The organism is Stenotrophomonas sp., from assembly GCF_050737075.1.
Taxonomy (GTDB): Bacteria; Pseudomonadota; Gammaproteobacteria; order Xanthomonadales; family Xanthomonadaceae; genus Stenotrophomonas.
Genome location: NZ_JBOHXV010000006.1, coordinates 16,931 through 43,216 on the forward strand (window position 1 = coordinate 16,931; position 26,286 = coordinate 43,216).

The window sequence follows — 26,286 nt, forward strand, 5'->3', positions numbered from 1 at the left end:
GCGACATGGCGGTCAGCGCGGCAGTACATGGCGAAGGTCCAGACGCGCGCCGTAATCGTTGATCAGTTGCGCCTGGAGGACAGGTTCGCCTCCCGGAAGCGCCGACGGCGATTGGGGCACCCATTGCGCACTGCTCTTCGGCGCCACCATGGCGGCCTTCAACGTCCACTGCTGTTCGCCAATGCGGAGCGTGGCGCCACCGAAGGACGCATGAAAGCCGGTGGGGTTGTCCACGCGCACGTGCCACTGCTGCCCGGACGGGACCAGCACGAACTGCAGGCGTTCGGCCAGCTGCTCGGGGCTGCCTGCCATTCCCTGCGGCCGGTAGAACAGCTTCAGGCGATTGCGCATGAGCAGCAGCATCTGGTTCCGATCGGCCGTACTCGCGTTCATCGGCGGGATCTGCAGCACGTTGAGATGGAACAGCGATTCGCGATCCTGCGGCAGTGCCGCGCCCGTGAACATGATCCGCAGGCGCTGCCCGCTGCCCGGTGCCAACCGGGAGATCGCGGGATTGACCACGAACGGCGCATCGGCATCGGCCGGGGTGGACGCAGGATCATCGACATCGATCCAGGCCTGCACCGCGTTGGGGAAGTTGTCCTGGTTGGTGAGGCGCACGGTCACTTCACGTGCGTCGGCGGGATAGATCACTCGCGTTCCGGTGACAACGACGCTGGCCTGTGCCGAGGGGGCGCACAGCGACGGAAGCACGACCAGCGAGGCCGTTGCAGCGACCCGCCAGCATCGTGTGAGGATGCTCATGTGGTTTACCTCTTGCGATTCAGCGGCACGAAGGGGGCAGCGCGTTGCGCTGCCCCGGCCGCCGCTATTCGTAGCGGATGGTGTAGGTCACCGAGCCCAGCACCGGACCCGGGGTCACGGTGGCGGCTTCAGAGATGTACTGCACGGCATAGTCGTGGCTGGCGCTGGTCTGCCCGGTGGCGAGCACGATGTCGCCTGCGGACACTGGACCGCCCCCGAGCCGCACCCGGGCACCGCCCACGCCGTCGAGCAGCTGCAGCGCAACGCCGCTGGCACCCGCGGCGGCGGTGTTGGTCATGTTGCCGCCTGCGGTGGCGTTGGTGGCCTGGAACAGGGTCGTGAAGTGCTCAGCGGCAGTGGCCGGGGCCGCGCAGCCGGTCAGGGTCAGCGTGAAAGCGCTTTCGCCAGCGGACTTGCCGACGGCGCCGTCCAGGTCGGCCAGCGGGACACTGTCGAGCACCACGACAGGGTCGGTGCCGCCGTTGACCACGGCCGAACAGGTCTGGTCGGTGACCTCGCCGCTGAAGGTAATGGTGTTTGCCGCAAAGGCCGGAGCGCTGAGTACCGATGCCAGGGCGACACCGATGAGGGTCAACTGCATTTTCACGATCTGCTCTCGTTGGTTGGGGGAACGGCGGCATTCTGCCGACGAACCCCGCCCCCGTATCTCAGGCAATCCTTAAAAACTACAACAATTTGCACTCACGGCCTGCGTCATTTTGTCGCCCCCCTGGCAAGACGCGCCCTGCGGCCGGCTCAGTTGAAGAGCTCGCGCACGTCGGTGACCTTCCCATCACGGAATGTCACCTGGATGGTCTTGCGCGGCTGGTAATACTCCCAGCGCTCGCCGATATTCCCGCTGTACTCACTTTCCAGCTGGACGACCCGATCTGGCTTGCCGGCCACCTGCGTCACCTTGCCCGCCGAGTCGCCCGAGTTCACCAGTTGATTGCCAAATCGCACGCTGCCGCCGGCCATCGCCGTACCCGCGGCCAGGCAAAGCACCAACGTCGACAACATCCTGTTCATCGCCCTCTCCTTCATCATGGGTGGGTGTGCTGCCCTGCGACTTTGCCACAGGGTGCGTGGATGCGCTGGAGAATGTTCGACCTCGTTGCAGGAGGCGGGTTACCGGCAGGCGACCTCTACCTTCTTCCAGTTCTCGAAGTTCCGGCTCACTTCTGCCGCAAGGGACTGCGAGTCGCGGCGGCCAGCGATGAGCGACCCGACAAACGCAACCTCGGCATCCAGCGCGGCCGACCAGAATACGCGACCCGGCTCAAGGCATTCGGTCAGCTCGATGCGTTTTCCTTCGCGCGCCAGCGCCTGCTGGTCCGCCACGGGGGCCGCCAATCTGTCACGAGGCGTAGTGCGAATGGTGTCGGCCAGGTCGTTCCACCGTCTTTCAAAGGCGGCCACGCGGGCAGCGGCGGCAGTGGCGGCCTCCGGCGTATCTGGCTGAAAACGCAGGGTCTCTGTCCCGCCACCGGGCATCGTAAACGTCAACTCTCTTGCAGGGCGCCCATCGCCCGACGCAGACATCGTCCCCGGGCCGCTCAACAGATCACGCGCCATGAAGAACCCACCCACCAGGACGACAACGCCTGCCCCACAACCACCGACCACACTTTCATTTCCGCCCCAAGCAATTCGCTGCGTCCTGCAGCGCGCGGATTCTACAAAAAATCGCTCGGCGAGGGCGACGTTGCACCTCAAGTCCCTGATCGATGGTGACCCCGGCCCGATTCGAACGGGCGACCTTCCCCTTAGGAGGGGGACGCTCTATCCAGCTGAGCTACGGGGCCATGTAGGAAGCCGGTGTTGCGCCGGGTCCATGGCCGCATCCACATTGCATGGGTGCAGCCGTGAAGGATACCTATATTCGGCGGACGGACCAAGGCCGATTCCGCCGTCGCGGGGCGCGCCGGCTCAGCGGATGTCCAGCTCCGGGAAGCCCTTGACCAGCTCGTCCAGCGCCTTGATCTGGGTCAGGAACGGCTCCAGCGCGCTCAGCGGCAGGGCGCTGGGACCATCGCAGCGGGCGTGGTCCGGGTCGCGGTGCGCTTCCAGGAACAGGCCGGCCAGGCCCAGGGCCATGCCCGACCGGGCCAGTTCGGCCACCTGGCGGCGACGGCCACCGGAGGCCTCGCTGCCGGCGTCGCGGCGCTGCAGGCTGTGGGTGACGTCGAAGATCGCCGGCAGGCCGCCGGTGGATTCGATCATTTCGCGGAAGCCCAGCATGTCCACGACCAGGTTGTCGTAGCCGAACTGCGCGCCACGCTCGCAGAGGATGATGTTCTCGTTGCCCGCTTCGCGGATCTTGGACACGATGTGCGTGATCTGCGTGGGGCTGAGGAACTGCGGCTTCTTGATATTGACCGCGCGGCCGGTCTGCGCGATCGCCACCACCAGGTCGGTCTGGCGGGCCAGGAAGGCCGGAATCTGCAGCACGTCGACCACTTGGGCCACCGGGGCGGCCTGGGCCACCTCATGCACGTCGGTGATCACCGGCACACCGAAGCGGCGCTTGACCTCCTCGAAGATGCGCAGCCCTTCGTCCAGGCCAACGCCACGGAACGACTTGATCGAGGAGCGGTTGGCCTTGTCGAACGAGGCCTTGAACACGTACGGGATGCCCAGTTTGGCGGTCACCGTGGTGAAGTGCTCGGCCGCATGCAGGGTCGAGTCCAGGTCTTCGAGCACGTTCAGGCCGCCAAACAGCACGAACGGGAGACGGTTCCCGACGACCACACCTTCTGCAACGGTAACGTTCATTCAGATTCCTGGGGGCGAACAATGGTGTCCATTCTACCGGGTTAGAATAAGCGTTCTGCATGCCGCACCCCCACCCTGCCAGCGGCTGCGCCCTTTTTTTGATTCGCAACAGGAGTTTGCATGTCCTCTGACCTGCTCAAGGCGCTCGGCCTCGACGCGACCAACGCTGGCACCTACCTCGGAAACGGCGAGTGGTCCACTGCCACCGACGCCGGCGTGATCACCCCGGTCAACCCGACCACCGGTGAGCCGATCGCCCAGGTGTATGCCACCACCGACGCCGACTACGAAACCATCGTGGCCCGCGCCCAGGAGGCCTTCAAGGTCTGGCGCACCACCCCGGCGCCGCGCCGTGGCGAAGCCGTGCGCCTGTGTGGCGAAGCGCTGCGCGCCAACAAGGATGCGCTGGGTTCGCTGGTCGCACTGGAAATGGGCAAGAGCAAGCCCGAGGGCGACGGCGAAGTGCAGGAGATGATCGACATCGCCGACTTCGCCGTGGGCCAGAGCCGCATGCTCTACGGCTACACGATGCACTCCGAGCGCCCCGGCCACCGCATGTACGAGCAGTATCAGCCGCTGGGCCTGGTCGGCATCATCAGCGCGTTCAACTTCCCGGTCGCCGTGTGGGCGTGGAATTCGTTCCTGGCCGCGATCTGCGGCGATGTGTGCCTGTGGAAGCCGTCCAACAAGACCCCGCTGACCGCCATCGCGTCGATGAAGATCTGCAACGACGCCCTGCGCGATGCCGGCTTCCCGGACATCTTCTTCCTGATCAACGACGCCGGCACCGAGCTGTCGCAGAAGATGGTGGCCGACAAGCGCGTGCCGCTGATCAGCTTCACCGGTTCGACCCAGGTCGGCCGCCAGGTCGCCGAGAAGGTCGCCCATCGCCTGGGCCGCTGCCTGCTGGAGCTGGGCGGCAACAACGCGATCATCCTGGACGAGACCGCCGACCTGAAACTGGCCGTTCCGGGCATCGTGTTCGGTGCGGTCGGCACCGCCGGCCAGCGCTGCACCACCACGCGCCGGCTGATCGTGCACGCCTCGGTCTACGACGACGTGCTGGCCACGCTGATCAAGGCGTACAAGCAGGTGGAAGGCAAGATCGGCGATCCGACCGACCCGGCCAACCTGATGGGCCCGCTCAACAGCGACGGCGCCGTGCAGCAGTTCCTGGCCTCCATCGCGAAGGCCAAGGCCAGCGGCGGCACCATTGAAACCGGCGGTACCCGCATCGACCGCGCCGGCAACTTCGTGCTGCCGGCGATCGTGACCGGCCTGAAGAACAGCGACGAAGTGGTGCAGCACGAAACCTTCGCGCCGATCCTGTACGTGATGAAGTACAGCACGCTGGACGAAGCCATCGACATGCAGAACGGCGTGCCGCAGGGCCTGTCCTCGTCGATCTTCACCACCAACCTGAAAACTGCCGAGCGCTTCCTGTCGGCGGCCGGTTCGGACTGCGGCATCGCCAACGTCAACATCGGCACTTCCGGTGCGGAGATCGGCGGTGCGTTCGGTGGCGAGAAGGACACCGGCGGTGGTCGCGAGTCCGGTTCGGACGCATGGAAGGTCTACATGCGCCGCCAGACCAACACCATCAACTACTCCGATTCGCTGCCGCTGGCCCAGGGCATCAAGTTCGACCTGTGATGGTCGAACCGGGCGAAGGCGTGCCGGCCCACGGTCGGCACGCATCCGGTGAGGCGGCATTGCGCCGCCCCACCCTCGATTTCAGCGGCCGCCAGGTGCTGGTAGCCGGTGGCAGCAAGGGCATTGGCCGGGCCATGGCGCTCGCCTTTGCCGCTGCGGGTGCCCGTGTCTCGGTCTGCGCGCGCGGCGAAACCGGCCTGGCCGCGTTGAGCGAGGACGCCGCTGCGCAAGGGCTGTCGCTGCATACCTGCATCGCCGACCTGTCGCGCCTGGACGATATCGAACACTGGTTGATCCAAGCGGCGGACGCGCTGGGTGGCATCGATGTGCTGATCAACAACGCCACCGGCTACGGCATGACCGACGATGAGGCCGGTTGGGAAGCCAGTCTCGGCATCGACCTCATGTCTGCGGTGCGCGCTTCCCGGCTCGCCCTGCCCTGGCTGAAGCAGTCGGAGGATGCCTGCATCCTCAACCTGGCCTCGATCGCCGCCCAGCAACCGCGCCCCGGCGCCGCCCCCTACGGCGCGGCCAAGGCGGCGCTGATGCACTACACCACCTCGCAGGCACTGGCGCTGGCCCCGCACCGGATACGGGTGAACGCCATCGCCCCCGGCTCGATCGAGTTCGAGGACGGGCTGTGGGCACGCCGGCGCGAGCAGGACCCGGCGCTGTATCACGGGACGCTGGCCAAAATCCCGTTCGGCCGCTTCGGGCACCCGCAGGAAATCGCCGACGCTGCCCTGTTCCTGTGCTCGCCGCTGGCGCGCTGGATTACCGGGCACACCCTGAACGTCGATGGCGGCCAGGTCCTGATGGGATGAGTGCACCCCCGCCCCTTCCCACCCGAAACACCCTTGCCCTGGTGAGCTTGAACGCTGCCTTGCTCGGCTTCTTCCTGCTCCCGTTCGTGGGCTCACTGGTTGCCATCGTCACGGGACACCTTGCCCGTTCCCACCTCCGGCGGCGCAGCTACCGCCTCCGCTACGATGACATGGCACTGCCTGCGATAGCGGTGGGCTGGATCGGGCTGGCGGCCTGGGTGCTGGGCACCCTTGCCATGGTGTACTGGTTCATTCCCTGGCTGAAAGAGCTGCTGCGCGTGCTGGGCAACGCGATCCTGCTGAAATCGAACTAGGCGACGGTGCGGCCACTCCCGCGCTCGAGGGCCGGTGGGCCAAACCGGCGTATACGCTCTATCATGAGCAGCCCGCAACGGAGGACCCGATGAACCCGCCCCCCCGTCAAACCAGCGCCATGGCGTTGATCAGCCTGATCGCCGGCATCCTTGGCTGGACCGCCCTGCCGTTCCTGGGCAGCGTGGTAGCCATCTTCACCGGGCACATGGCCCGCACCGAGATCCGTCGCCGCCCGCTGGAACTGGAAGGCGACGGCCTGGCATTGGCCGGCCTCATCATGGGCTGGGTGGTGGTGATCGGCAGCCTGCTGGCGGTGCTGGCCATCGTGCTGTTCTTCGGCGGCCTGGCCTGGTTCGTTTCCCTGCAATCGTGAGGTGCCCATGAGCGGATCGGACGCAACCGAACGTTTCAGCAACCGCGTGGCGGACTACGTACGCTACCGCCCCGACTATCCACCGGCGCTGCTGGACTGGCTGCATCACGAGATCGGCGTGCCCACCGAAACCCTGGTGGCCGACGTCGGTGCCGGCACCGGCATTTCCACGCGGCTGTTCCTGGCCACCGGCCACCCGGTGATCGCGGTGGAGCCCAACGCACCCATGCGCGAAGCCGCCGAGGCGTTGCTGGCCCGGCAATACCTGCGCCTGAAGCTGGTGGACGGTACCGCCGAGTCCACCACGCTGGCCGATGACAGCGTGGGCCTGGTCGCCGCCGCACAGGCATTCCACTGGTTCGACACCGCCGCCGTGCGCCGTGAATGGGCGCGCATCCTGCATCCGGGCGGACTGGCCCTGGTGTTCTGGAACTCGCGCCTGCTCGATGCCTCACCGTTCCTGATCGGCTATGAGCAGCTGCTGCTGGAGTTCGGCACCGACTACACCGAGGTGGCCGAGCGCTACCAGGACGACGATGCCATGCGCGCCTGGTTCGGCGCCGGCCTGCGCGGCATCGCGCAGTTCCCCAATACCCAGTGGATGGACGCCGACGGCCTGCGCGGCCGCCTGCTGTCGTCCTCCTACGCGCCGCCACCGGACCACCCCCGCCACGCGCCGATGCTGGAGGCGCTGCAGCAGCTGTTCGACGCGCATGCGGTGGACGGCAAGATCGCTTTTGAATATCAAACCCGTGCCTTCGTCGGCACGCTGGACTGACCGGACGCCATGTACTCGCTTGCACGACCCTTCCTGTTTTCCCTGGATGCCGAGCGCGCCCACGGCCTGGGCCTGAGTGCCCTGGATCTCGCCTATCGCACCGGCACCACTCCGCTGGTGGCGCGCCGCCCTGCTCCGCTGCCCACCAATGCCTTCGGCCTGAGCTTCCCCAATCCCGTCGGCCTGGCCGCCGGGCTGGACAAGAACGGCGAGCACATCGATGCGCTGTTCGCGCTGGGCTTCGGTTTCGTCGAGATCGGCACCGTCACCCCGCGCCCCCAGGAAGGCAATCCGAAGCCGCGCCTGTTCCGGCTGCCCGCACACCAGGCCATCATCAACCGCATGGGTTTCAACAACCTGGGCGTGGATGCACTGGTGCGCAACGTCGAACGCGCCCGGCGCAACGGCGGGCTGCTTGGCATCAACATCGGCAAGAACAAGGACACCCCCAACGAGCAGGCGTTCGACGACTACCAGCATTGCCTGCAGAAGGTGTATCCGCTGGCCGATTACATCACCGTCAACATTTCCTCGCCCAACACCGCCGGCCTGCGCGAGCTGCAGGAAGAAACCGCGCTGCGCCAGCTGGTCTCGCAGCTGCGCGAAAGCCAGGAGGCGCTTGCGGCCCAGCATGGCAAACGCGTGCCGATGCTGGTGAAGGTGGCGCCGGACCTGAGCGACCGCGACATCGACGCGGCCGCGCGCGTGCTCGGCGAGCTGAAGGTGGACGGCGTGATCGCCACCAACACCACCATCGACCGCAGTGCGGTCGCCAGCGACCGGCTGGCCAGCGAAGCCGGCGGCTTGTCCGGCGCGCCGCTGCTGGGCCAGTCCACCCTGGTACTGCGCCGCCTGCGCGCGCGCCTGCCCGAATCCATGCCGTTGATCGGCGTGGGCGGCATCCAGTCCGGCGCCGACGCCGTCGCCAAGATGGCGGCCGGCGCTGCACTGGTGCAGTGCTACAGCGGCCTGATCTTCCGTGGGCCGGCCCTGGTGCATGACTGCGTCGAAGCGATCCGTCGACGTCGCGAGTCGCCCAGCCGCGGTGCGGTGGCCCCCCTATGAGTAACGCAATGCCCGCCTGGATCCTGACTGAAAACGCCTCGCTGAAGGAACTCAACACCTTCCACGTGGACGCCACTGCCGCACAACTGCTCGAACTGCACGACCCCACCCTGCTGCCCGACGTGCTGGCCCTGCCCCACGTGGCACGCGGCCCGCTGCTGGTGCTGGGCAGCGGCAGCAACGTGCTGATTGCCGACGACGTGCCCGGCACCGTGCTGGTGTTCGCCAACCGCGAGATCGAGGAACTCGAGCACCGCGCCGACCACACCGTGGTCCGCGCCGGTGCCGGCGTGAGCTGGCATGGGCTGGTGATGTCGTCGCTGCAGAACGGCCTGTCCGGGCTGGAGAACCTGGCGTTGATTCCCGGCACCGCAGGTGCCGCGCCCATCCAGAACATCGGCGCCTACGGGGTCCAGGTCGACGAATTCATCCAGGCGGTGGATGCGTGGGACCGCGACACCGGTGAGTGGGTGCGTTTCGACGCCGAGGGCTGTGCGTTCGGCTACCGCGACAGCATCTTCAAGCACGCCGCGGACCGCTACCTGATCACGGCCATCGAACTGCGCCTGCCGCTGCTGCATGACCTGCGCCTGGGGTATGCGGGCATCGCCGAGGAAATGCAGGCGATGGGCGTGGAGCTGCCGGTGGCCGCCGACGTGGCCAATGCGGTGATCGCCATCCGCCGGCGCAAACTGCCGGATCCGGACGTGCTCGGCAACGCCGGCAGTTTCTTCAAGAACCCGGTGCTGCCGCTGGAACAGGTGGAGGTGTTGCTGCAGCACTTCCCCGAACTGCCGGTGTATCCAGCCGACAAGGACAGCCACCGCAAGCTGTCGGCCGCGTGGATGATTGAAGCCTGCGGCTGGAAGGGCTACCGCGACGGCGACGCCGGCGTGGCCCCCAGCCACGCGCTGGTGCTGGTCAACCATGGCAATGCCAGCGGCGCCGAACTGCTGGCGCTGGCACGCCGGATCTCGGCGTCCGTGCTGGAGAAATTCGGCGTACCGATCGAACCGGAGCCGCGCCTGATCGGCGCGCAGTGGTGAACCCACCGCTCGCGTTGCCCGCGCCGACGCCGATGCGCGCGGCGCTGCTGATGCTGGGCAGCACGCTGGCATTCGGGTTGATGGCGGTGGCCATCCGCTATGCCACGCGCTACGTGCCGACCCAGGAAGTGGCCTTCTTCCGCAACGCGTTCGGCCTGCTGGCGCTGCTGCCGGTGCTGTTCCGCCCGGGCAGTACGCCCTTCCGCACCCGGCAGTTGCCGCGTTACTTCGTGCGCAGCCTGATCGGCCTGGCCTCGATGCTGTGTGCGTTCTGGGCAATCGGCCACCTGCCGATGTCGCAGGCGATCTCACTGTCGTATTCCACGCCGCTGTTCGTCACCATCGCCGCCGTGCTTTTCCTCGGCGAAACGGTGCGCGCACGCCGTTGGGCCGCCGTGGTGTGCGGCTTCGTCGGCGTGCTGATCATCGTGCGGCCCGGTGCGGACTCGTTTACGCCCGGCGTGCTGGTCGCCGTGCTGGCGGCGGTGCTCAGTTCGCTGGTGGCCATCCAGATCAAGCAGCTCACCCGCGTGGACGGTGCCGACACCGTGGTGTTCTACACCTACGTGTTCTGGGTACCCCTGTCATTGTTCCCCGCGCTGGTCGGCTGGATCCAGCCCAGCGGCATGGCCTGGGTATGGCTGGCGGCCACCGGCGTGCTGGGCACGCTGGGCCAGCTGCTGTGGACGCGTGCGCTGCGCCTGGGCGAAGTCTCCGCGCTGACCCCGATCAGCTTCATGCAGCTGCCGCTGGTCAGTCTGCTGGGCTGGCTGCTGTTCGACGAACGGCTGGACCGCTGGACCGTGATCGGCGCCAGCATCATCCTGGCGGCCAACGCCTATATTGCGCATCGGGAGGCGGTCCTTGTGCGCCGTGCCGCTTCTGAAGCCGCTACCGCCGGCGCGAAGCCAGGCGAGTAAGCGCCACGATTGTCCACTTATCTACTCATTTGCCGATTAATGGCCAATACTGTCGCCTTAAATGAGTCAATTATTAATCCCATAACGCGCCAGTGTTGACACCTAGTACCCGCCATGAGACATAAGGCGCCAGGAGGGTCGCTTTATGAACATTTCAAACCTGAGTTCCGATGAGGCCGTACTGGGTGAGCTCGGCCAGCGGCTGGCCCGCCTGCGACTGTCACGCGGCACCACCCAGGAACAACTTGCCGAAGCGGCCGGGGTGTCCAAACGCACCGTGCAGCGCCTGGAAGACGGCACCCCGGGGCAGCTCACCAACCTGATCCGCTGCCTGCGCGCACTCGAGCGCCTGGATGCGCTGGACGTGCTGCTCCCCGCCGACACACCGAGCCCGATCGACCTGCTTGAGCGCCGCGGCCAGCCGCGCCAGCGCGCGCGCCCCGGCGTTGCCGAACCCAGCATGCGCCCATGGACCTGGGGCGATGAGAAGTGAACACCACAGCGGAAGTACGGCTGTGGGGCAGCCGCATCGGCGCGGTCAATCTGGCCGACGGCGATCGCGTGGCCAACTTCGCCTATGACGCCGATTTCGCCCGCTCCGGCATCGAACTGGCGCCGCTGGCGATGCCACTGGCAGCGGGCCAGGTCTTCAGCTTCCCGGCACTCAACCCGGCCAGCTTCCATGGCCTGCCCGGGCTGCTGGCCGACGCACTGCCGGACAAATACGGCAACACGCTGATCAACGCCTGGCTGGCCACCCAGGGGCGAAGCCCGGACAGTTTCAACGCGGTCGAGCGGCTGTGTTACACCGGCAGCCGCGGCATGGGCGCGCTGGAATTCGCACCCGTGCATGGCCCGCGCGTGCGTACCGCGCACAGGATCCAGATCGATGCCCTGGTGGCATTGGCCAGCGAGGTGCTCAGCCACCGCGACGACCTGCGCGGTTCATTCGGCGACGAGGCGCGCGCCGATGCCCTGCGCGACATCCTGCGGGTGGGCACCTCGGCAGGCGGCGCGCGTGCCAAGGCGGTGATCGCCTGGAATGAGGACACCGGGGAGGTTCGATCGGGCCAGGCCAGCGCAGACCCGGGCTTCGGCTACTGGCTGCTCAAGTTCGATGGCGTGCGCAACAACCGCGACAAGGAACTGGCCGACCCCAAGGGCTATGGCGCGGTCGAGTACGCCTACTTCCAGATGGCGCGCGCGGCCGGCATCACCATCAGCGATTGCCGGCTGCTCGAGGAAGGCGGCCGGCGCCATTTCATGACCCGGCGCTTCGACCGCGACGCGCAGGGCGGCAAACTGCACATGCAGTCGCTGGCGGCGATGGCGCATTTCGATTTCAACACTCCCGACGCATGGTCCTACGAACAGGCCCTGCTGGTGATGCGCCAGTTGCGCCTGCCCATGGCGCAACTGGAAGAGCAGTACCGACGGATGGTGTTCAACGTGATCGGCCGCAACCAGGATGACCACGTCAAGAACATCGCCTACCTGATGGACCGCCAGGGCCGCTGGTCGCTGTCGCCTGCATTCGACATCACCTGGGCCTACAACCCCGAAGGCGATTGGACCGCGCGCCACCAGATGTCCATCAACGGCAAGCGCCAAGGCATCGAACGGGCGGACCTGGCCGCCTGCGCCGCCACCGCATCGATCAACGCCAGCCGCGCGCGCGACATTATCGAGCAGGTGCGCGCGAGCGTGCTGCTGTGGCCGGAGGTCGCCGACAGCGCCGGCGTCGATGCCGCCTGGCGCGACCAGATCGGCGCTACCCTGCGCACCGATCTGCGTTGAGCAACGGTCAGCCCAGGGCGGCCCAACTGCGGGCGGCCGCGTCGACCACGTTGCCGGGCGCGAACTGCTCATCCATGTAGCGCAGCGCCTGCCGCCGCTGGCCGGGCGGTCGCGCCGCCGCACCCGGTTCGAGCAGCAGATCGTGGAACTCCTGCAGGTCATGCAGGATGCGCCAGTGACGGTAGTACGCCAGGCGGGCGGTGTCGGTCGCCACCGGCCCGTAGCCATCATGGAAGCCGGGCGGCTCATCGCGTCCCCAGCGCCCACCCACGGCGGCACCAATGAACATCAGGTCGCGCTCGCGCGGTGCCAGCAGCATGCTGTCCCAGTCGATCAGGCACACGCCGCCGTCGTCGCGCAGCAGCAGGTTGCCTGCATGCAGGTCGCCGTGGCACAGCACGCGCGACCAACGCTGCCCGGAGAGCCGCTCACGCAGCGCCACGCAGCGCTGCAACACCTCGGCGATGCGCGGCCGGTGCTGCCGCCATGCACGCAGATGGTCTTCGGCCAGCGCATCCGGCACGGGCCAGTGGCTGTCGCCGCGCTGCAACCAGGCCCCTACCCGCTCCACTGCGGTGTCATCGTCGAAGACCGGCTGCGCCAGGCCCTTGGCCAAGCTCTGCGGCAACACCGTTTCGTGCACGCGGCGCAGTACCTTCCCAAGCCGACACCACTGCGCCTGCGACAGCGCAGCCTCGAACCCGGATTGACCCTCGATGTAGGCGAACAGCGTCCACTGCAGGCCGTCCGCGAGCATGGCCGGGGCACCGTCGAGGGTGGACTGCGGTGCCGCCACCTCGGCCACACCCAACGACCCTCGCAGGTGCTGCAGTACCTGCCAGACCGCATCGCCTACGGCGTAACGCCGGCACTTCAGCCACCAGCGCGCGCCGCCCTCCGCGGTGACCTGGTACACCGTGGCCCCCGCATCGGCGCCGGCCGGTCGTTGCACCACATGGCTGGCATGCACGCCGTAGGCCTGGGCCAGTACTGCGCCAATCTGTGCGGAAGACAATTCCTGGGGATGCAGCATTACTCCGCCATGGCAGACGAACACCGCATCACTATCTCAGAATCGCATGCATGCACACAGGGAAGCGCGTCACGAAGATGCGTACCTGACACCTTCAATCATTCTGCTTACGTCAGTTGGTGGGGGCCGCGGCCAATGCCTGCAACTCACGCTGCAGCAGCGCCTGCACTTCCTCCAACTGGAACTGCGTGGTGAAGACAGGCACCGCGAACACGTAGGGCAACCCGTCGGCATCGCGGCGCACGACGTACGCCAACTGCAACCGGGCCAGGGCGCGCCGCAGCTGCTCGGGGTCCAACGCGACGCCCGCCGCATCGAAGCCGGCCAGCAACTCCACCAGCGCAATGCCGCGCTCGCCGCTGCCGCGCAGCTGCGCGCACGCCACCTGGTACACCACGATGCGGTCGATCCGGCAGGCCAGCGGATCCGGACTGAGCCGGGCCCAGCCGGCAAGCGCATCGAACACCGGCTCCGAGACCAGCGCGGCGTGCACCTGGGTCGCGTCGATCACCCGCTGGCCACGGCCCAACTGCGTCAGCAACTGCTGGCACACGATCGCCACCAGGTTGGCACGCCGCCCACAGGCCGCCACCAGCCGCTGCGGCAGGTCGGGGCTGGCGAAATGCACGCCGAGCCTGGCCATCGGCTCGGTCGCCAGGGCCAGGCAGGCGTCTTCTTCCAGCCCCCCCACATGGATGACCTCGCCGAAGTTGCGCAGCGGCGAGGCGAAATCGAGCGTGACCGCCTCATACAGGTCCCAGAACCCGGCCAGCATGAAGTGGCAGCGGCCCTCTTCGCTCAGCGCGCGCAATGCGGCCAGCTGCGGGTAGCCCTGGGCGGCCTCCGCGCGCAGGAACAGGTCGGTCTCGTCGATCAGCAGCAGCACGCGGCGCCCGTCCGCGCGCGTCGACAGCGCCGCCACCAGGCCATCAATGCCGGTGTCCTCGGCCAGGCCCAGCTCCAGCGCCAGGCGTACCGTGAGGCGATGATCGCGCAGCGAAAGGTACGCGCAATGCACACGCGGATGACCGGCGAATCGGCGTTCGATCGCCTTCATCAGGCTGGTCTTGCCCAGCTGCCGCCCACCCACCAGCAGGTAGTTGCCCGGCTCGCGATTGAGCACGCGCGCCAGCAGCGCTTCGCGCCCGAAGAAGGCCGCCGGCCGTGTGATGCCGCCATGGGTCTGGTAGGGCGAAATGCGGGTCACCTTCAATTGCCGCGCCAGCAATCCGACCAGCCCATCAAGCGCACCGGGCTGCAACAGCCAGCGGGTCTGTGCCACCTGGTCCAGGCACACGCACAGGTTGGCCGGGTCGTCGGCGTAGGCCATCAGCGTCGGCTCGACGGCCAGCGACGGGCTGACCACCAGCACCACATCCTGTCCGTTCGGCATGCCACGCAGTTGTTGCACGATGGCATCGCCGGTCAACGCCGGGTCCGGCTGATACAGCCAGAGTCGTTCCAGTGCCAGCGGCAGGTTGCCCGGCAGCGACCACTCGCGCACCAGCCCGGTCAGCGCCCACTCCGCCGCGGGCGCATCCACCGCGCCGATGCGCGCGGCCAACTGCAACGCGCGCGTGGTCGGCGTGGCCTGCAGGTAACGCAGGGCGTCGCGCCAGCGCACCGTGGCCACGCCAGCGCCCGCCACCACCCGTTCGCGCAGCCGCAACCAGCCCAGCTGGCGGTCGATCGCCGGCAGGGTCTGCAGCGGCTGGTCGAGCAGTTGCCGCGGATCGCGCACGATCTCCGCCACCGCCGGCCGCAACCGGTACCAGAGCAGTCCAAGTCCGGCGAGTAGCAGGGCCGATACCCCCAACAGCATCGACAACCACTGCACTATCGTCCACGGCGTCTGCGCATGGCAGTTGGCCGGCAACCAGCGCGACGGCGGCGAAGGGTTTCCGGGACGGCACCGCCAGTACTGGGTGCGCGGCTCCAGGGTCTGCTCGATCACGGTCCCGCGCAGCCCACTGTTGGCCGGGAAGCGGTCGGTGAAGCGCAGGCGCAGCACGTGCGGTGCCGGCAGTTCGGCCTCCACCAGCGTTTCAGCCGGGTCATGCACGCCGGGCACGCGCACCTGTTGTGGCCAGGATTCGTGCTGCAGCCAGTACGACAATGCTTCCTCGCGCAGGAACATCATGTCGATGTTGGCGCGCTGCATGAGCATCATGCTTTCGCCATCGCGCTTCATCCGCCACAGCTGTACGGGATTCAGCCACGGCACGAAGAAGAAGCTGCCCACGAACCACGCGATGCCGGCGACGAGCAGCAGTTGCCAACCCAATCGCGCGGGGGAGCGGGCCTGCCGGCTCATGCGGGGAGCGCCTCCAGGCCGTCGATGACCTGCCGCACGGCACGCCGGATCGCCTCGCAGCGCCATTCCAGCCCGGCCCCCTGCGCCCCCGCGCGCGGCGTCAGCAGGTTGCTCCAGTACAACTGACGCAACAACGGGTCCATCAGGTAGGGGCGCGCGGGTGCGACCGGTGAACGCCCCAGCCAACCCCGCACTGCGTGGCGCGCGGTCACGTCACGCAGCATCGGCAACAGCGATTCCCACAGCCGCGGATGGGTCGACAACGCGTCGATCATCGCCTCATCGTCCAACGTAGTGTCGGCCAACAGCAGCAACGCGGCCTGTGCCAGCAGGGGATGGCCGCCGGAAAGCTGCAGCGCGTGCGACAGCGTGGCGTCGGCAATGCCGGCCGCACTGCGGCGCAGGTCGTCCAGGCCAAGCTCGGGCCAGGTTTCCGTCGCCGCGATGTTGAGCAGCGACAGGTCGCCGCCCTGATACTTCAGGTCCGCCAGCGCCGCGCCGCCACAGATCAGCAGATGCAGCTTGCCGCTGTACATCTCGCTGAGGCTGCGCAGGATGCCGGCCAGTACATCGCGCGGCCCGGGTGCGCCTTGTTCAAACCGGCTCACCAGGCAGAACAGCGCACCGGACTCCTGCAGCCGCCTTGCGAGCGCCATCTCGAAGCCCGCATCCGAGGTCACGCCATCCAGCCCGCATTGCGCGGCCAGCAGCGCGAAATAGTCCTGGTCGCCCTCGCCTGCACGGAACGGCGGCTGCAGATGCAGCACCCTATCCTGACCGTAGCGCGCCGCGGCCTCGGCCAGGATCGCCTCGCGCTCGGGTGGCTGCCCCCAATGGGCCTGGGTCAGCAGCAGGCTGACCGGGTACGGCCGCAACCCCTGCAGGCGGTCGAAGACGCGCATCACGGTCGCCGGCACGGGGCCGGCGACGGTATCGACAACAGGCAGAATGCTGGCGGGCTCCACCGGAAATTCCGGTTCGAAGCCCACCGACTGCAGCAGCGCGTTGCATTCGGCTTCGGTCAACCGCAGGTAGTTGGCGCAGGCCAGTACCCGGTCGCGGTGCCGCCGACTGGGTCGCGAGGTTCCCGCCCGCCAGTTGTTGACGGCCTCGCGACTGATCCCGATTTCAGCGGCCACCCCACCCGCACTGGCTCGGATCCGCCGCATGTGTCGAGACAGCAGGTCAGCGAACTCCGGGGCAGGCATGGGGAACGACCAGAACGGAAGAGAGTCGCACACCCTACCGTGGCCGGATCGGCTGTCAACCTCGTCAGCGGAGTCCATGCCGGGCCCTCCTGCTCAGGCTGCGGGTACGACGGGTGTCTGCCGCACGAACAGCTTGCGGGTCAGCAGCAGGTGCAGCACAAAGGCCAGAATCGCCAGCATGCCCAACGCCACCACCATCCGGCCCAGCACGGCGCCCAAGCCCTTCTGGCCTTCCAGCCGTTCCAGGCGCTCGAACTGCGACGGGTCAGTGCGGGAATAGGCCACGGCTACGTGCGGCTCCTCACCCAGGTAAGGGGTGGCGTTGTCTTCGGACGTGGAGAACTCGCCCTTGTGTGCCACGCCATTGACCTCGAAGCCGTAGCTGAAATGGTACTGGTAGGAGACGCGTCCCTTGCGGCGCTTTTCTTCGATATGGTCGACCTGCACCGGCGCCTGCACGGTCACCGCGTCCTTGAGAATGGCTTCGGCCTGGCGGTGTCCGCTGAGCGCGGACGACGCGAAGATCACGGCCAGCACGGCGTAGCCGATGCAGCACACCCAGCGCGAAGCGCGGGACAGGCGGGCGTGCGATGTGTCTGAAACAGGAATGCTGATCATGTACTGGTTTTCCCCGATGTTGATTTGCATTGGTCAGCGGCAGGAGCGCCGCGACCTCGGAAACCAGTGTGGGGAAAGCGCGGGCTCCCTTGAACCGGCAGCCCGTCAAGTCGCACGGTGCGCAGGTTGACGATGCGTCAACCGGGCGCGGATTCAATCCAGCAGGCGCTGACCTTCCCTGGCCACATTCACCTGCAGCGCCGCGCGCGCAACGTCCATCAGGCCGCCTGCCAATACGTAGCCGCCCCTGGCCTGCAACCACGCCAGCACGTCGGCCAGATGCCAGATCGACGTACTGCCTTCGTGTACCGGCGCAGGAAAGCTGCCTGCGTGGGCCAGCATCAGCTGCCGCATGTTCTGCCGGGATACCCCGACCAGCTCGGCGACATCGGTCAGGCCCACGAGGTCGGGGGTCACTTCGATCAGAGTCGCTGACGGTACTGCGCGGGCGACATCGGCCAACGCGCTGCGCACGGCGCTGTCTGCGCTGTCAGCCACACGGGTGAATTCCAGTGCAAGCCGACCGGGAAGGCCGACGCCCACCAGCGCGTCATCGCAGCCTTCTTCGCCCAGCCGTTCAACCAGCGCCTGCGGGTCGCCCTGCGTGTCTGCCAGTTGGTACTTCAGAGTGAAGATGTACTCCATGGCTCAACCTTTTCTGGATTCCGGTCATTTGCGGTGTTCGGCGCAGTTGTCGACAACACGGCGCAGCGCTTTTGCGTGGTTGGCCGGATTCTTTGGCGTACTCCACACACTGGAAATGCAGAATTCGCCGCAACGACAGTCCCGCGTGTTGTAGGGACAGTAGATGCGGCCCCAGGCATGACTGCCGCCGACCACCACCCGCCAACCTTGCGACTCCGCATGCTGCAGGGCTGCTTCAACATCGGGCTTCGGATGTCTGGACCGCCCCATCAGCAGACTCCAGTGTGGGGATGCCACGCCACATTGTCAAATGACAATTCATCCATGTGTCCGCTCCTGTGCAGTCCGTCGATCCTGCGCTTCACATCCTTCCGCCGGCCACCGCTGCGTGAAGGATGTGTGAGCCATTGCGGACTTCCGCCCGACGCGGATATTGCGACGCGTCATGTAACCGGTTACATCCCCTGCTAGCGTGTGCGCCGCCTCAATGGAGAGGTGGAAAGTAGTGAGAAAACATCGATGGTCTCCAAGGTTGATCGCCGTCCGGTTTCGCGCCGCCCCCGTCGCACGGCCCTTGTACTGCTCCTGCCCGCGCTGACCCTGGCCGCAGGTTGCTTCGCCCAGCAGCTGCCGCCCCGCAGCCAGTGGCAGGCCAGCAGCTCGTCGCAGCAGGTGCCGGCCATGGCGGTCAGCCACCTCATCGATGGCGACGCCAAGACCGTTACCGGCGGCGCCTTCAGTCCGGGCCACTGGTTCCAGATCGACCTGGGGAACACCACCACGCTGACCGGCGCGCGCCTGACCTGGGACGTTTCCAACCCGGAGGGATACAGCCTGCAGACCTCGCTGGACGGCACCCACTGGCAGACCGCGTACACCATGGGCGACTCCCTCGGCGGCATCGAGACCGTGTACTTCGCGCCCCGCCAGGCCCGCTACCTGCGCCTGGCAAGTCCCGACCGCACTTCGGACTGGGGCGTGTCCATCTTCGAGCTGGAGCCGTTGGACACCCGCGCAGGTACGCGCATTTCCGGGCTGGATGCGACACAGGCCGCAGCGCTCTGGCAAGGCGGCAGCGCGGTCGCCATTCCCGCCGGCAGCGGCACCACCCACGCCCTCGATATCGCCCTGCTGCGTCCCCTGCCCACCACCGGGCTTGCCGTGGACTGGGCGGGCGGCCATGGCGCCGCCCGGCTGCAGGTGCAGGATGCGCAGGGCCAGTGGAGCGATCTTGCACACGACCCGCAGGCCGGCAGCCGCAGCCAAAGCTGGTTGGCCGGCACCGCGCCGGTCACCGCGCATGCGCTGCGGCTGACCGTCGAGGGTGGCAGCCCGAAGGTCGCCCGACTGCGCCTGCTCGGCCCTGCCGCGGTCATGACGCCGATGAAGCGCTACCAGATCGCCGCCACCGGCGCGCAGCGCGCGCTGTTCCCGGCGTCGCTGCACATGCAGCAGACCTACTGGACTGCCGTGGGCGTGCATGGCGGCCTGCAGAAATCCATCTTCGACGAGTACGGCAACATCGAAGCCTTCAAGGGCGCACCGCTGGTCCAGCCGATCTGGCGCAATGCCGACGGCACCACGGCCGCCGCTGCCGACAGGCCGGTTCGCCACGCACTGCGTGATGGCTGGAAGCCGATGCCCTCGGCCACGTGGTCGCCGCAGCCGGGACTGGAACTGGAGAGCACCGCCTTCGCGGTGGCACTCGATGGCCAGCCGGTGACCCTGGTTCGCCACCGTCTGCGCAACGCCGGCACCACGCCGGTGGACGGCACGCTCACCCTCGCGGTGCGACCAATGCAGATGAATCCACCGTGGCAGAACGGCGGTCTGTCGCCGATCCGCGCGGTGGAGGTGGCGGGTCGTTCGGTGCGCGTCAATGGACGCGCCCTGCTGCAGTCGCTGACCCCCATCGATGCCTCAGGCGCCGCACCTTTCGGCGCCGACGGCAGCAGCGAGATCACGGCTGCGATCGCCACGGGCGTGCTGCCTACCGCACAGCAGGCCGAAGACACGGACGGCATGGCCGCCGCCGCGCTGGCCTACCGTGTGCAGCTTGCGCCGGGCGCCAGCCGTTCGGTGGTGATCGCCTTCCCGCTCGGCACCGCCGCGGCGGACGCGCATGGGGTATTGCCGGAGGCACCGGCGCTCGCGCTGGGCAACCCCGCACGGGATCCAGATGCGACCTTTGACGCATTGGCCACGCGCGTTTCCAACGACTGGCAGCAGCGGCTGGGCCAGGTCGGGCTGCGCCTGCCCGATCCCTCGCTGGTGGACATGTTGCGTGCCCAGGCGGCGTACATGCTGATCAACCAGACCGGTCCGGCAATGCAGCCAGGCCCGCGCAACTACAACCGCTCCTTCATCCGCGATGGCATGGCCACCTCGGCGGTGCTGTTGCGCATGGGCGAATCGCGGATCGCGCGCGACTACCTCGCGTGGTACAGCGAACACGGCGTGCACGACAACGGGCTGGTCTCGCCCATCCTCAACAACGACGGCAGCGTCAACACCGGGTTCGGTTCGGACATCGAGTACGACAGCCAGGGCCAGTACATCGCCCTGGTCGCCGATGTCGCACGCCTGGACGGCGGTCCGGAATCGGTGCGCGCCTACCTGCCCAAGGTGAAGGCCGCCATGCAGTTCCTGCAGCAGCTGCGCGAGCGCACGCTGGTGCCTGGCTACATGGCCGACCAGCCGGCGCCGGAACGGTTCGCCGGCATTCTTGCACCGTCGATCAGCCACGAAGGCTATCCCGCGCCCACCCACAGCTACTGGGACGACTACTGGGGCCTGAAGGGCTGGCACGACGGCGCCTGGCTGGCCGAGTCGCTCGGCGATCACGAGACCGCCGCGTGGGCACGCGAACAGTACCGCGCCCTGCACGACGCGCTCGCCGCATCCATCCGCGCCACCATGGCCTGGAAGGGCATCGACTTCATTCCGTCGTCGGCCGACCTCGGCGATGGCGACCCCACCGGCGTATCCATCGCGCTGGATCCGACCGGCGCGCAGGATGTGCTGCCGGCGGAGGCGCTGCGCACCACCTTCGCGCGCTATCTGGACAACGTGCGCAAGCGCAACCAACCGGGCGATCTGTACGCCTACACGCCCTATGAAATCCGCAACGTCCTCAGCTACGTGCATCTGGACCAACCCGAGGCGGCCGACGAACTGCTGCAGGGTCTGCTGAAGGACCGTCGCCCGCTCGAGTGGCAGGTGCTGGCCGAAGTGGTGCATTCGCGGCTGCGCTTCCCGCGCTATCTGGGCGACATGCCGCACACCTGGATCGGTGCGGAATATGGCCGCACCCTGTTCGGCATGCTGATGCGCGAGGACGATGACGCACTCTCGCTGCTGCCCGGCACGCCGCCGTCCTGGCTCAGCGGCGACGGCCTGGCCGTGGAGCGCCTGCCGACGGCATTTGGGACGTTGAAGATGGACGCGGTGCAGCGTGGCAACACGCTGAAGGTGACGCTGGGCACGGGGCTGCGCAAGGATGCGGCGGTTCGGGTGTGGTGGCCTTCGCGTACGCGGCCCAGCCAGGTGCGTGTGGATGGACGGGTTGTGCAGGATTTCGATGCGCAGGGCCTGCTGCTGGGCAAGCCGTTCCGCACGCTTGAAGCGGTATGGTGAAAACGCCGTAGAGCCGGGCTCTGCCCGACTGCCTCACAAGGCCGATAGACCTGGCGGATTCGTCTCGGATCGCGCCACCGCCTCCTCACCCACGTTCCAGCGCTTCAGCGCCTGGGCGTAGGTGCCGGAGGCAATCTGCGTGTTGAGCGCCTGGGTGATCGGCTCGGCCAACCCACTGCCCTTGCGCGTGGTCACCGAAATCGCCGCGGCATTCGGCCAGCCACCGGGGAACAGTCCCACCCGCCGCACCTTGCCATCGCGCGCGGAATACGCGCCGGTGGCATTGGGCTCGAAGGACACGTCGGCACGCCCGGTGATCACCGCCAGGCGGCCGACCACCGCATCGTCGAAGTACTGGTATTCCACCGGCTTGAGGCCGGCGGCGATGTTCTGCCGATCCCACTGGCGCAGGATCTGGTCCTGGTTGGTGCTGGCGCCGAGCACCACCTTCAGACCCGCTACGTCTGCCGGCGTCTCGATCTTCTGGATCGGCCCGTCGGTTCGGGTGTAGATGCCCAGCAGGTCGAAGCGGTAGCTGGAGAAGTCGAACTTCTTCTTACGTTCTTCGGTCACCGTGACGTTGGAAAGCACCGCGTCGTACTTGCCCGATTCCAGCCCCAGCGGCCAATCCGCCCAAGCCACCGGCACCAGCACCAGCTTCAGGCCCAGGCCATCGGCGATGAGCTTGGCGATATCCGGCTCCACGCCGACGATCTGTTTGTTGTCCGCACCGTAATCCGCCAAGGGCAGTTGCCCCGGATGCGTGGCTACGGTCAGCGTGCCCGGGGTGACGAACGCATAGCCAGCCGGAATGCGCGCCTGCGCCTTCGGGTCGGGCGTACCGACCAGTGCGGCCACGTCGGCCGGACGCGATGCGGCGGCCGCCGCAGGTTCGGGGGCCGCGGTCACGCGCGAGTAGACGATGGCGCCTACACCGGCGATCAGTGCAGTGGCGATGACAACGGTGCCGAGGGGAAGGCGGCGCGTGCGGGAGCGGCTCATGGCGTTACCTGGAAGTGAGTGGTTACAGCGTCTTGGCCAGGAACTCGGCGGTGCGCTGCTGGCGCGGCCGGTCGAACCCCTGCTCCGGCGGTCCCTGCTCGATCACCCGTCCCTGGTCCATCATCACCACGTGGTCGGCCACCCGGCGCGCGAAGCCCAGCTCATGGGTGACGATGACCAGCGTGGTGCCCGATTGCGAAAGTTCCTCGATCACCCCGAGGACCTCGGCGACCAGCTCCGGGTCCAGCGCCGAGGTCGGTTCGTCGAACAGCAGCACCTTGGGCTGCAGCGCCAGTGCACGCGCGATGGCGACGCGCTGCTGCTGTCCGCCGGAGAGCTGGCGTGGATAGGCGTTGGCCTTCTCGGTCAACCCGACGCGATCCAGCAGGTCATGCGCCTGCTGCTCGGCCTGCGCGCGCGGCACGCCGCGCACCGCCATCGGTGCTTCGATGATGTTCTCCAGCACGGTCAGGTGCGGGAACAGGTTGAACGCCTGGAACACCATGCCCACCTCCGCGCGGCGGCGGCGGATCTCGGCTTCGGGCAGTTCGTACAGCGTGTCGCCGTCGCGGCGGTAGCCGACCAGTTGCCCGCCCACGGTGATGAAGCCGTCGTCCGCGCGTTCCAGGTGGTTGATCAGCCGCAACAGCGTGGACTTGCCGGCGCCCGAAGGGCCGACCAGCACGGTGACGCTGCCGGCCTTGAGCTCCAGTCGCACGTCGTCGAGCACGGTGGTGTCACCAAAGTGCTTGGACACGCCCTGCAGTGACACTGCCGCGCCCTGCCCCGCCGCCACGGGCGCGCCGCGCTCGTTCCGCGTGGCAATGCGGGCCGGTGCGCGGGGCGTACTGCGCGGCCGCGATACCACCCGTGACACGCTGCGCTCGCGCTGCAGCTGGCCGCGCGCGAAGCGTCGTTCAATCCGATGCTGGGCCAGCGACAGCGCAGTCAGGATCACCAGGTACCACACCGTCGCCACCATCAGCAGCGGCACCACCTCCAGGTTGCGCCGGTAGATCACCTGCACGGTGTAGAACAGTTCGGGAAGCGCCAGCACGTAGACCACCGAGGTGCTCTTGGCCAGCCCGATCACATCGTTGAACGCGGCCGGCAGGATCGAGCGCATCGCCTGCGGCAGGATGATGCGGCGGATCTGGCGGCCACGCGGCAGGCCCAGCGCCGCCGCGGCTTCATACTGCCCATGGTCGACCGAGAGGATGCCGCCCCGGATGACTTCGGCCGAGAACGCGGCCTGGTTCAGCGTCAGCCCCAGCACCGCGGCGGTAAACACGCCGATCAGCTGCGTGGTGGGATACGAAAACAGCGTGATGCCGGTGAACGGCACGTCCAGCGCGATGGTGCTGTAGAGGTAGCCCAGGTTGTTGAGCAGCAGCAACAGCACCAGCAGCGGGATCGAGCGGAACAGCCACACGTAGCCCCACGACACCGCCGCCAGCAACGGCGAACCGGACACGCGTGCCAATGCCAGCAGCGTGCCCAGTGCGAACCCGAACGCGGTGCCCAGCGCGGTCAGCCACAGCGTGCGTGCCAGGCCCTCCAGCACCGGCCGCGCGAAGAACCATTCGGCGAACGTGCCCCAGCCCCAGCGCGGGTTGCCCAGCACCGACTGCACCGCCAGCAGGATCAGCGCCAGCGCCAGCAGGGTCCCGAACAGCTGCAGCGGATGCCGGGCCGGCACGATGCGGAGTGCGCGGGGTGCAGCCGCCGCAACGCCGTCCAATGTGGATGCGGGCGTGCTCATGCAGCTACTCCGCGGCGCTGCGCGGGTTCGGCGACGGCGATGGGCGGCGCGGCGCCCAGATGCTTCTCGAACGGGAGGTGCGCCACCGTCTCCGGGTCTGCCTGCAGGTCGAACAAGGCGGTGTACCCGTGCGTCAGGTACAACCCGACCGCTTCCGGCTGGCGGAAGCCGGTGGTCAGGAACACGCGGTGGTAGCCCTGTCGCCGCGCCTGCTCTTCAAGTTCCTGCAGCACCCGGCGGGCGATGCCCTGGCGTCGCAGGCCCGGCAGCGTCCAGATCCGCTTGAACTCGGCCGTATCGGGATCGCGGTGCGGCATGAAGGCGCCACCGGAGATGGCCTGGCCATCGCGGAGCAGCAGCACGAACGCACCCACCGGCGCAACGAACGCCTCGGCCGGATAGCGCAGCAGTTCCTCGCGGGCGGTTCCGCCGATGCGGCCCTGCACGTCGGCGTAGCGGTGTTCGTACTCCTGCTCCAGCCCGTCGAACAGGGGCTGCGCCAGCGGGTCGTTCACCGAGGTGTACAGGAAGCGCTCGCTCATGTCGTGGACTCCACCAGGTAGTGTTCGGCCAGCCGTGCCCAGAGGCTGGCGGCCGGCGCGATCGTCGCATCGTTGAACACGTAGCGCGGGCTGTGCAGCGACGCGCTGTCGCCATTGCCGACGAACACGAAACTGCCGGGGCGTGCCTGCAGCAGGAACGCGAAATCCTCGCTCGCGGTGCGCGGCGCGAAATGCTCCACCACGTGCTGGCCGCCGAAAGCAGCCTGCGCGACCCCGCGCACCAGCGCGGTCTGCTCGGGATGGTTGATGACGCTGGGGAAACCACGTGGGAAGGAAATCTCCGCGCGTGCACCCAACGCGGCGGCGGTCTGCTCGGCGATCTCGATCACCCGCCGGCGCAACGTGTCGCGCACCTCGGGCAGGTAGGCGCGCACGGTCAGGGTCAACTCGACCACGTCGGGAATCACGTTGGCGGCCTGGCCGCCATGGATCGAGCCCACCGTGACCACGCCCATCTGGCGCGGATCCACGTTGCGCGACACCACGCTCTGCAGGGCAGTCACGATATGCGCGGCCGCCAGGATCGGATCCACCGCATGCTGCGGCTCGGCGCCATGGCCGCCGTTGCCGATCACCCGCAGCTGGGCCCAGTCCACCGAGGCCATCGCCGGTCCATCGACGAAACCAAAGTGTCCGGCCGGCACCCCTGGCCAGTTGTGCAGGCCGTAGATCGCATCCACCGGGAAGCGCTCGAACAGGCCGTCGGCGATCATCTTCGTTGCACCCGAACCGGTTTCCTCGGCAGGCTGGAAGACCAGCTGCAGCGTGCCGTCGAAGCGACCGTGGTGCGCAAGATAGTGCGCAGCGGAGAGCAGGATGGCGGTGTGCCCGTCGTGACCGCAGGCGTGCATCAACCCATCGCGCTGACTGGCATAGGCCAGGCCGGAGTCCTCGTGGATGGGCAGCGCATCCATGTCCGCGCGCAGGCCCAGTCGGCGTGCGCCCTGCCCGCGCTGCAGCGTGCCGACCACACCGGTGCCGCCGACACCCGACGTGACCGCATAGCCCCACTGCTGCAGCAACTCGGCTACCCGCGCGCTGGTGCGGTGTTCCTCGAACGCCAGCTCGGGGTGCTGGTGCAGGTCGCGGCGGATGGCGATGGCATCGTCGATGCGCGCCGCGATCTGCGGCAGTACACCCGCGGTAGCCGGGGACAGATTCAGCGGCGGATGGTGCAGGACCGTCATTGCGTTC

25 protein-coding genes and 1 tRNA gene are annotated in these 26,286 nt (G+C 67.7%); 11 read left to right on the forward strand and 15 right to left on the reverse strand.

The window, feature by feature from the left end; translation table 11 throughout:
* Positions 1–12: 12 nt before the first annotated feature.
* From ACREPD_RS02315 to kdsA, 6 genes are all read right to left on the reverse strand, one after another.
* Complete coding sequence (locus ACREPD_RS02315) at positions 13–765, reverse strand: fimbrial biogenesis chaperone (protein ID WP_431597792.1); 753 nt, start codon at positions 763–765, stop codon at positions 13–15.
* Positions 766–829: 64 nt separating this feature from the next.
* Entirely contained in the window at positions 830–1,372 is a 543-nt protein-coding gene (locus ACREPD_RS02320; protein ID WP_431597793.1) for a fimbrial protein, read from the reverse strand.
* 149 nt (positions 1,373–1,521) lie between these two features.
* The gene (locus tag ACREPD_RS02325) at positions 1,522–1,794 is read right to left on the reverse strand and encodes a DUF2845 domain-containing protein (protein ID WP_431597794.1); all 273 of its coding nucleotides are present in this window, start codon (positions 1,792–1,794) and stop codon (positions 1,522–1,524) included.
* Between the two features lie 99 nt (positions 1,795–1,893).
* The gene (locus ACREPD_RS02330; RefSeq protein ID WP_431597795.1) at positions 1,894–2,340 is read right to left on the reverse strand and encodes a hypothetical protein; all 447 of its coding nucleotides are present in this window, start codon (positions 2,338–2,340) and stop codon (positions 1,894–1,896) included.
* Between the two features lie 153 nt (positions 2,341–2,493).
* Positions 2,494–2,570, reverse strand: a tRNA-Arg gene (locus tag ACREPD_RS02335).
* Positions 2,571–2,694: 124 nt separating this feature from the next.
* Complete coding sequence (gene kdsA / locus ACREPD_RS02340) at positions 2,695–3,540, reverse strand: 3-deoxy-8-phosphooctulonate synthase (protein ID WP_431597796.1); 846 nt, start codon at positions 3,538–3,540, stop codon at positions 2,695–2,697.
* Between the two features lie 120 nt (positions 3,541–3,660).
* Here kdsA and amaB point away from each other — a divergent pair, with 120 nt between their 5' ends.
* From amaB to ACREPD_RS02390, 10 genes are all read left to right on the forward strand, one after another.
* Positions 3,661–5,193: an L-piperidine-6-carboxylate dehydrogenase gene (amaB, locus tag ACREPD_RS02345; protein ID WP_431597797.1), complete on the forward strand. Its 1,533-nt coding sequence runs from the start codon at positions 3,661–3,663 to the stop codon at positions 5,191–5,193.
* Positions 5,193–6,017 (forward strand): SDR family NAD(P)-dependent oxidoreductase, encoded by an 825-nt coding sequence (locus tag ACREPD_RS02350; protein ID WP_431597844.1) that lies wholly within the window; start codon positions 5,193–5,195, stop codon positions 6,015–6,017. Before amaB ends, ACREPD_RS02350 begins: the two co-directional genes overlap by 1 nt.
* Positions 6,014–6,331: a DUF4190 domain-containing protein gene (locus ACREPD_RS02355; protein WP_431597798.1), complete on the forward strand. Its 318-nt coding sequence runs from the start codon at positions 6,014–6,016 to the stop codon at positions 6,329–6,331. The genes ACREPD_RS02350 and ACREPD_RS02355 overlap by 4 nt, the downstream gene beginning before the upstream one ends.
* Positions 6,332–6,420: 89 nt before the next feature.
* Positions 6,421–6,705, forward strand: a complete 285-nt coding sequence (locus tag ACREPD_RS02360) for a DUF4190 domain-containing protein (protein WP_431597799.1) — start codon at positions 6,421–6,423, stop codon at positions 6,703–6,705.
* Positions 6,706–6,712: 7 nt separating this feature from the next.
* Positions 6,713–7,483, forward strand: coding sequence for a class I SAM-dependent methyltransferase (locus tag ACREPD_RS02365; RefSeq protein WP_431597800.1), 771 nt, complete (start codon positions 6,713–6,715; stop codon positions 7,481–7,483).
* 9 nt (positions 7,484–7,492) lie between these two features.
* Positions 7,493–8,548 carry a quinone-dependent dihydroorotate dehydrogenase gene (locus ACREPD_RS02370; protein ID WP_431597801.1) on the forward strand — a complete coding sequence of 352 codons (1,056 nt, stop codon included), beginning with the start codon at positions 7,493–7,495 and terminating at the stop codon, positions 8,546–8,548.
* Positions 8,545–9,594, forward strand: a complete 1,050-nt coding sequence (gene murB, locus ACREPD_RS02375; RefSeq protein WP_431597802.1) for a UDP-N-acetylmuramate dehydrogenase — start codon at positions 8,545–8,547, stop codon at positions 9,592–9,594. Before ACREPD_RS02370 ends, murB begins: the two co-directional genes overlap by 4 nt.
* Before the next feature lie 32 nt (positions 9,595–9,626).
* A complete protein-coding gene (locus ACREPD_RS02380) occupies positions 9,627–10,514 on the forward strand; it encodes a DMT family transporter (protein ID WP_431597845.1) in 888 nt (295 codons plus the stop codon).
* Positions 10,515–10,659: 145 nt separating this feature from the next.
* Complete coding sequence (locus ACREPD_RS02385) at positions 10,660–11,007, forward strand: helix-turn-helix domain-containing protein (protein ID WP_431597803.1); 348 nt, start codon at positions 10,660–10,662, stop codon at positions 11,005–11,007.
* Positions 11,004–12,311: a type II toxin-antitoxin system HipA family toxin gene (locus ACREPD_RS02390; RefSeq protein ID WP_431597804.1), complete on the forward strand. Its 1,308-nt coding sequence runs from the start codon at positions 11,004–11,006 to the stop codon at positions 12,309–12,311. Before ACREPD_RS02385 ends, ACREPD_RS02390 begins: the two co-directional genes overlap by 4 nt.
* A gap of 7 nt (positions 12,312–12,318) precedes the next feature.
* Here the strand turns inward: ACREPD_RS02390 and ACREPD_RS02395 are convergent, their stop codons facing one another.
* From ACREPD_RS02395 to ACREPD_RS02415, 5 genes are all read right to left on the reverse strand, one after another.
* On the reverse strand, positions 12,319–13,344 hold the full coding sequence (locus tag ACREPD_RS02395; protein WP_431597805.1) for a phosphotransferase: 1,026 nt from the start codon (positions 13,342–13,344) through the stop codon (positions 12,319–12,321).
* A gap of 112 nt (positions 13,345–13,456) precedes the next feature.
* Complete coding sequence (locus ACREPD_RS02400; protein ID WP_431597806.1) at positions 13,457–15,658, reverse strand: hypothetical protein; 2,202 nt, start codon at positions 15,656–15,658, stop codon at positions 13,457–13,459.
* A complete protein-coding gene (locus ACREPD_RS02405; RefSeq protein WP_431597807.1) occupies positions 15,655–16,827 on the reverse strand; it encodes a helix-turn-helix domain-containing protein in 1,173 nt (390 codons plus the stop codon). The genes ACREPD_RS02400 and ACREPD_RS02405 overlap by 4 nt, the downstream gene beginning before the upstream one ends.
* Before the next feature lie 132 nt (positions 16,828–16,959).
* Positions 16,960–17,484 (reverse strand): hypothetical protein, encoded by a 525-nt coding sequence (locus ACREPD_RS02410; protein WP_431597808.1) that lies wholly within the window; start codon positions 17,482–17,484, stop codon positions 16,960–16,962.
* Between the two features lie 153 nt (positions 17,485–17,637).
* Complete coding sequence (locus tag ACREPD_RS02415) at positions 17,638–18,129, reverse strand: helix-turn-helix transcriptional regulator (protein WP_431597809.1); 492 nt, start codon at positions 18,127–18,129, stop codon at positions 17,638–17,640.
* A gap of 519 nt (positions 18,130–18,648) precedes the next feature.
* On the opposite strand from ACREPD_RS02415, the gene ACREPD_RS02420 reads away from it, so the two are divergent.
* A complete protein-coding gene (locus ACREPD_RS02420) occupies positions 18,649–21,765 on the forward strand; it encodes a discoidin domain-containing protein (RefSeq protein WP_431597810.1) in 3,117 nt (1,038 codons plus the stop codon).
* A 33-nt stretch (positions 21,766–21,798) separates the two neighbouring features.
* Here the strand turns inward: ACREPD_RS02420 and ACREPD_RS02425 are convergent, their stop codons facing one another.
* Genes ACREPD_RS02425 through ACREPD_RS02440 form a run of 4 tightly spaced genes read right to left on the reverse strand, consistent with a single transcriptional unit; the run spans position 21,799 to position 26,279 of the window.
* Positions 21,799–22,767, reverse strand: a complete 969-nt coding sequence (locus ACREPD_RS02425) for an ABC transporter substrate-binding protein (protein WP_431597811.1) — start codon at positions 22,765–22,767, stop codon at positions 21,799–21,801.
* 22 nt (positions 22,768–22,789) lie between these two features.
* Positions 22,790–24,529, reverse strand: a complete 1,740-nt coding sequence (locus ACREPD_RS02430; RefSeq protein ID WP_431597812.1) for an amino acid ABC transporter permease/ATP-binding protein — start codon at positions 24,527–24,529, stop codon at positions 22,790–22,792.
* Positions 24,526–25,071 (reverse strand): GNAT family N-acetyltransferase, encoded by a 546-nt coding sequence (locus tag ACREPD_RS02435; protein ID WP_431597813.1) that lies wholly within the window; start codon positions 25,069–25,071, stop codon positions 24,526–24,528. The genes ACREPD_RS02430 and ACREPD_RS02435 overlap by 4 nt, the downstream gene beginning before the upstream one ends.
* Positions 25,068–26,279, reverse strand: coding sequence for a M20 aminoacylase family protein (locus ACREPD_RS02440; RefSeq protein WP_431597814.1), 1,212 nt, complete (start codon positions 26,277–26,279; stop codon positions 25,068–25,070). The genes ACREPD_RS02435 and ACREPD_RS02440 overlap by 4 nt, the downstream gene beginning before the upstream one ends.
* Positions 26,280–26,286: the final 7 nt, after the last annotated feature.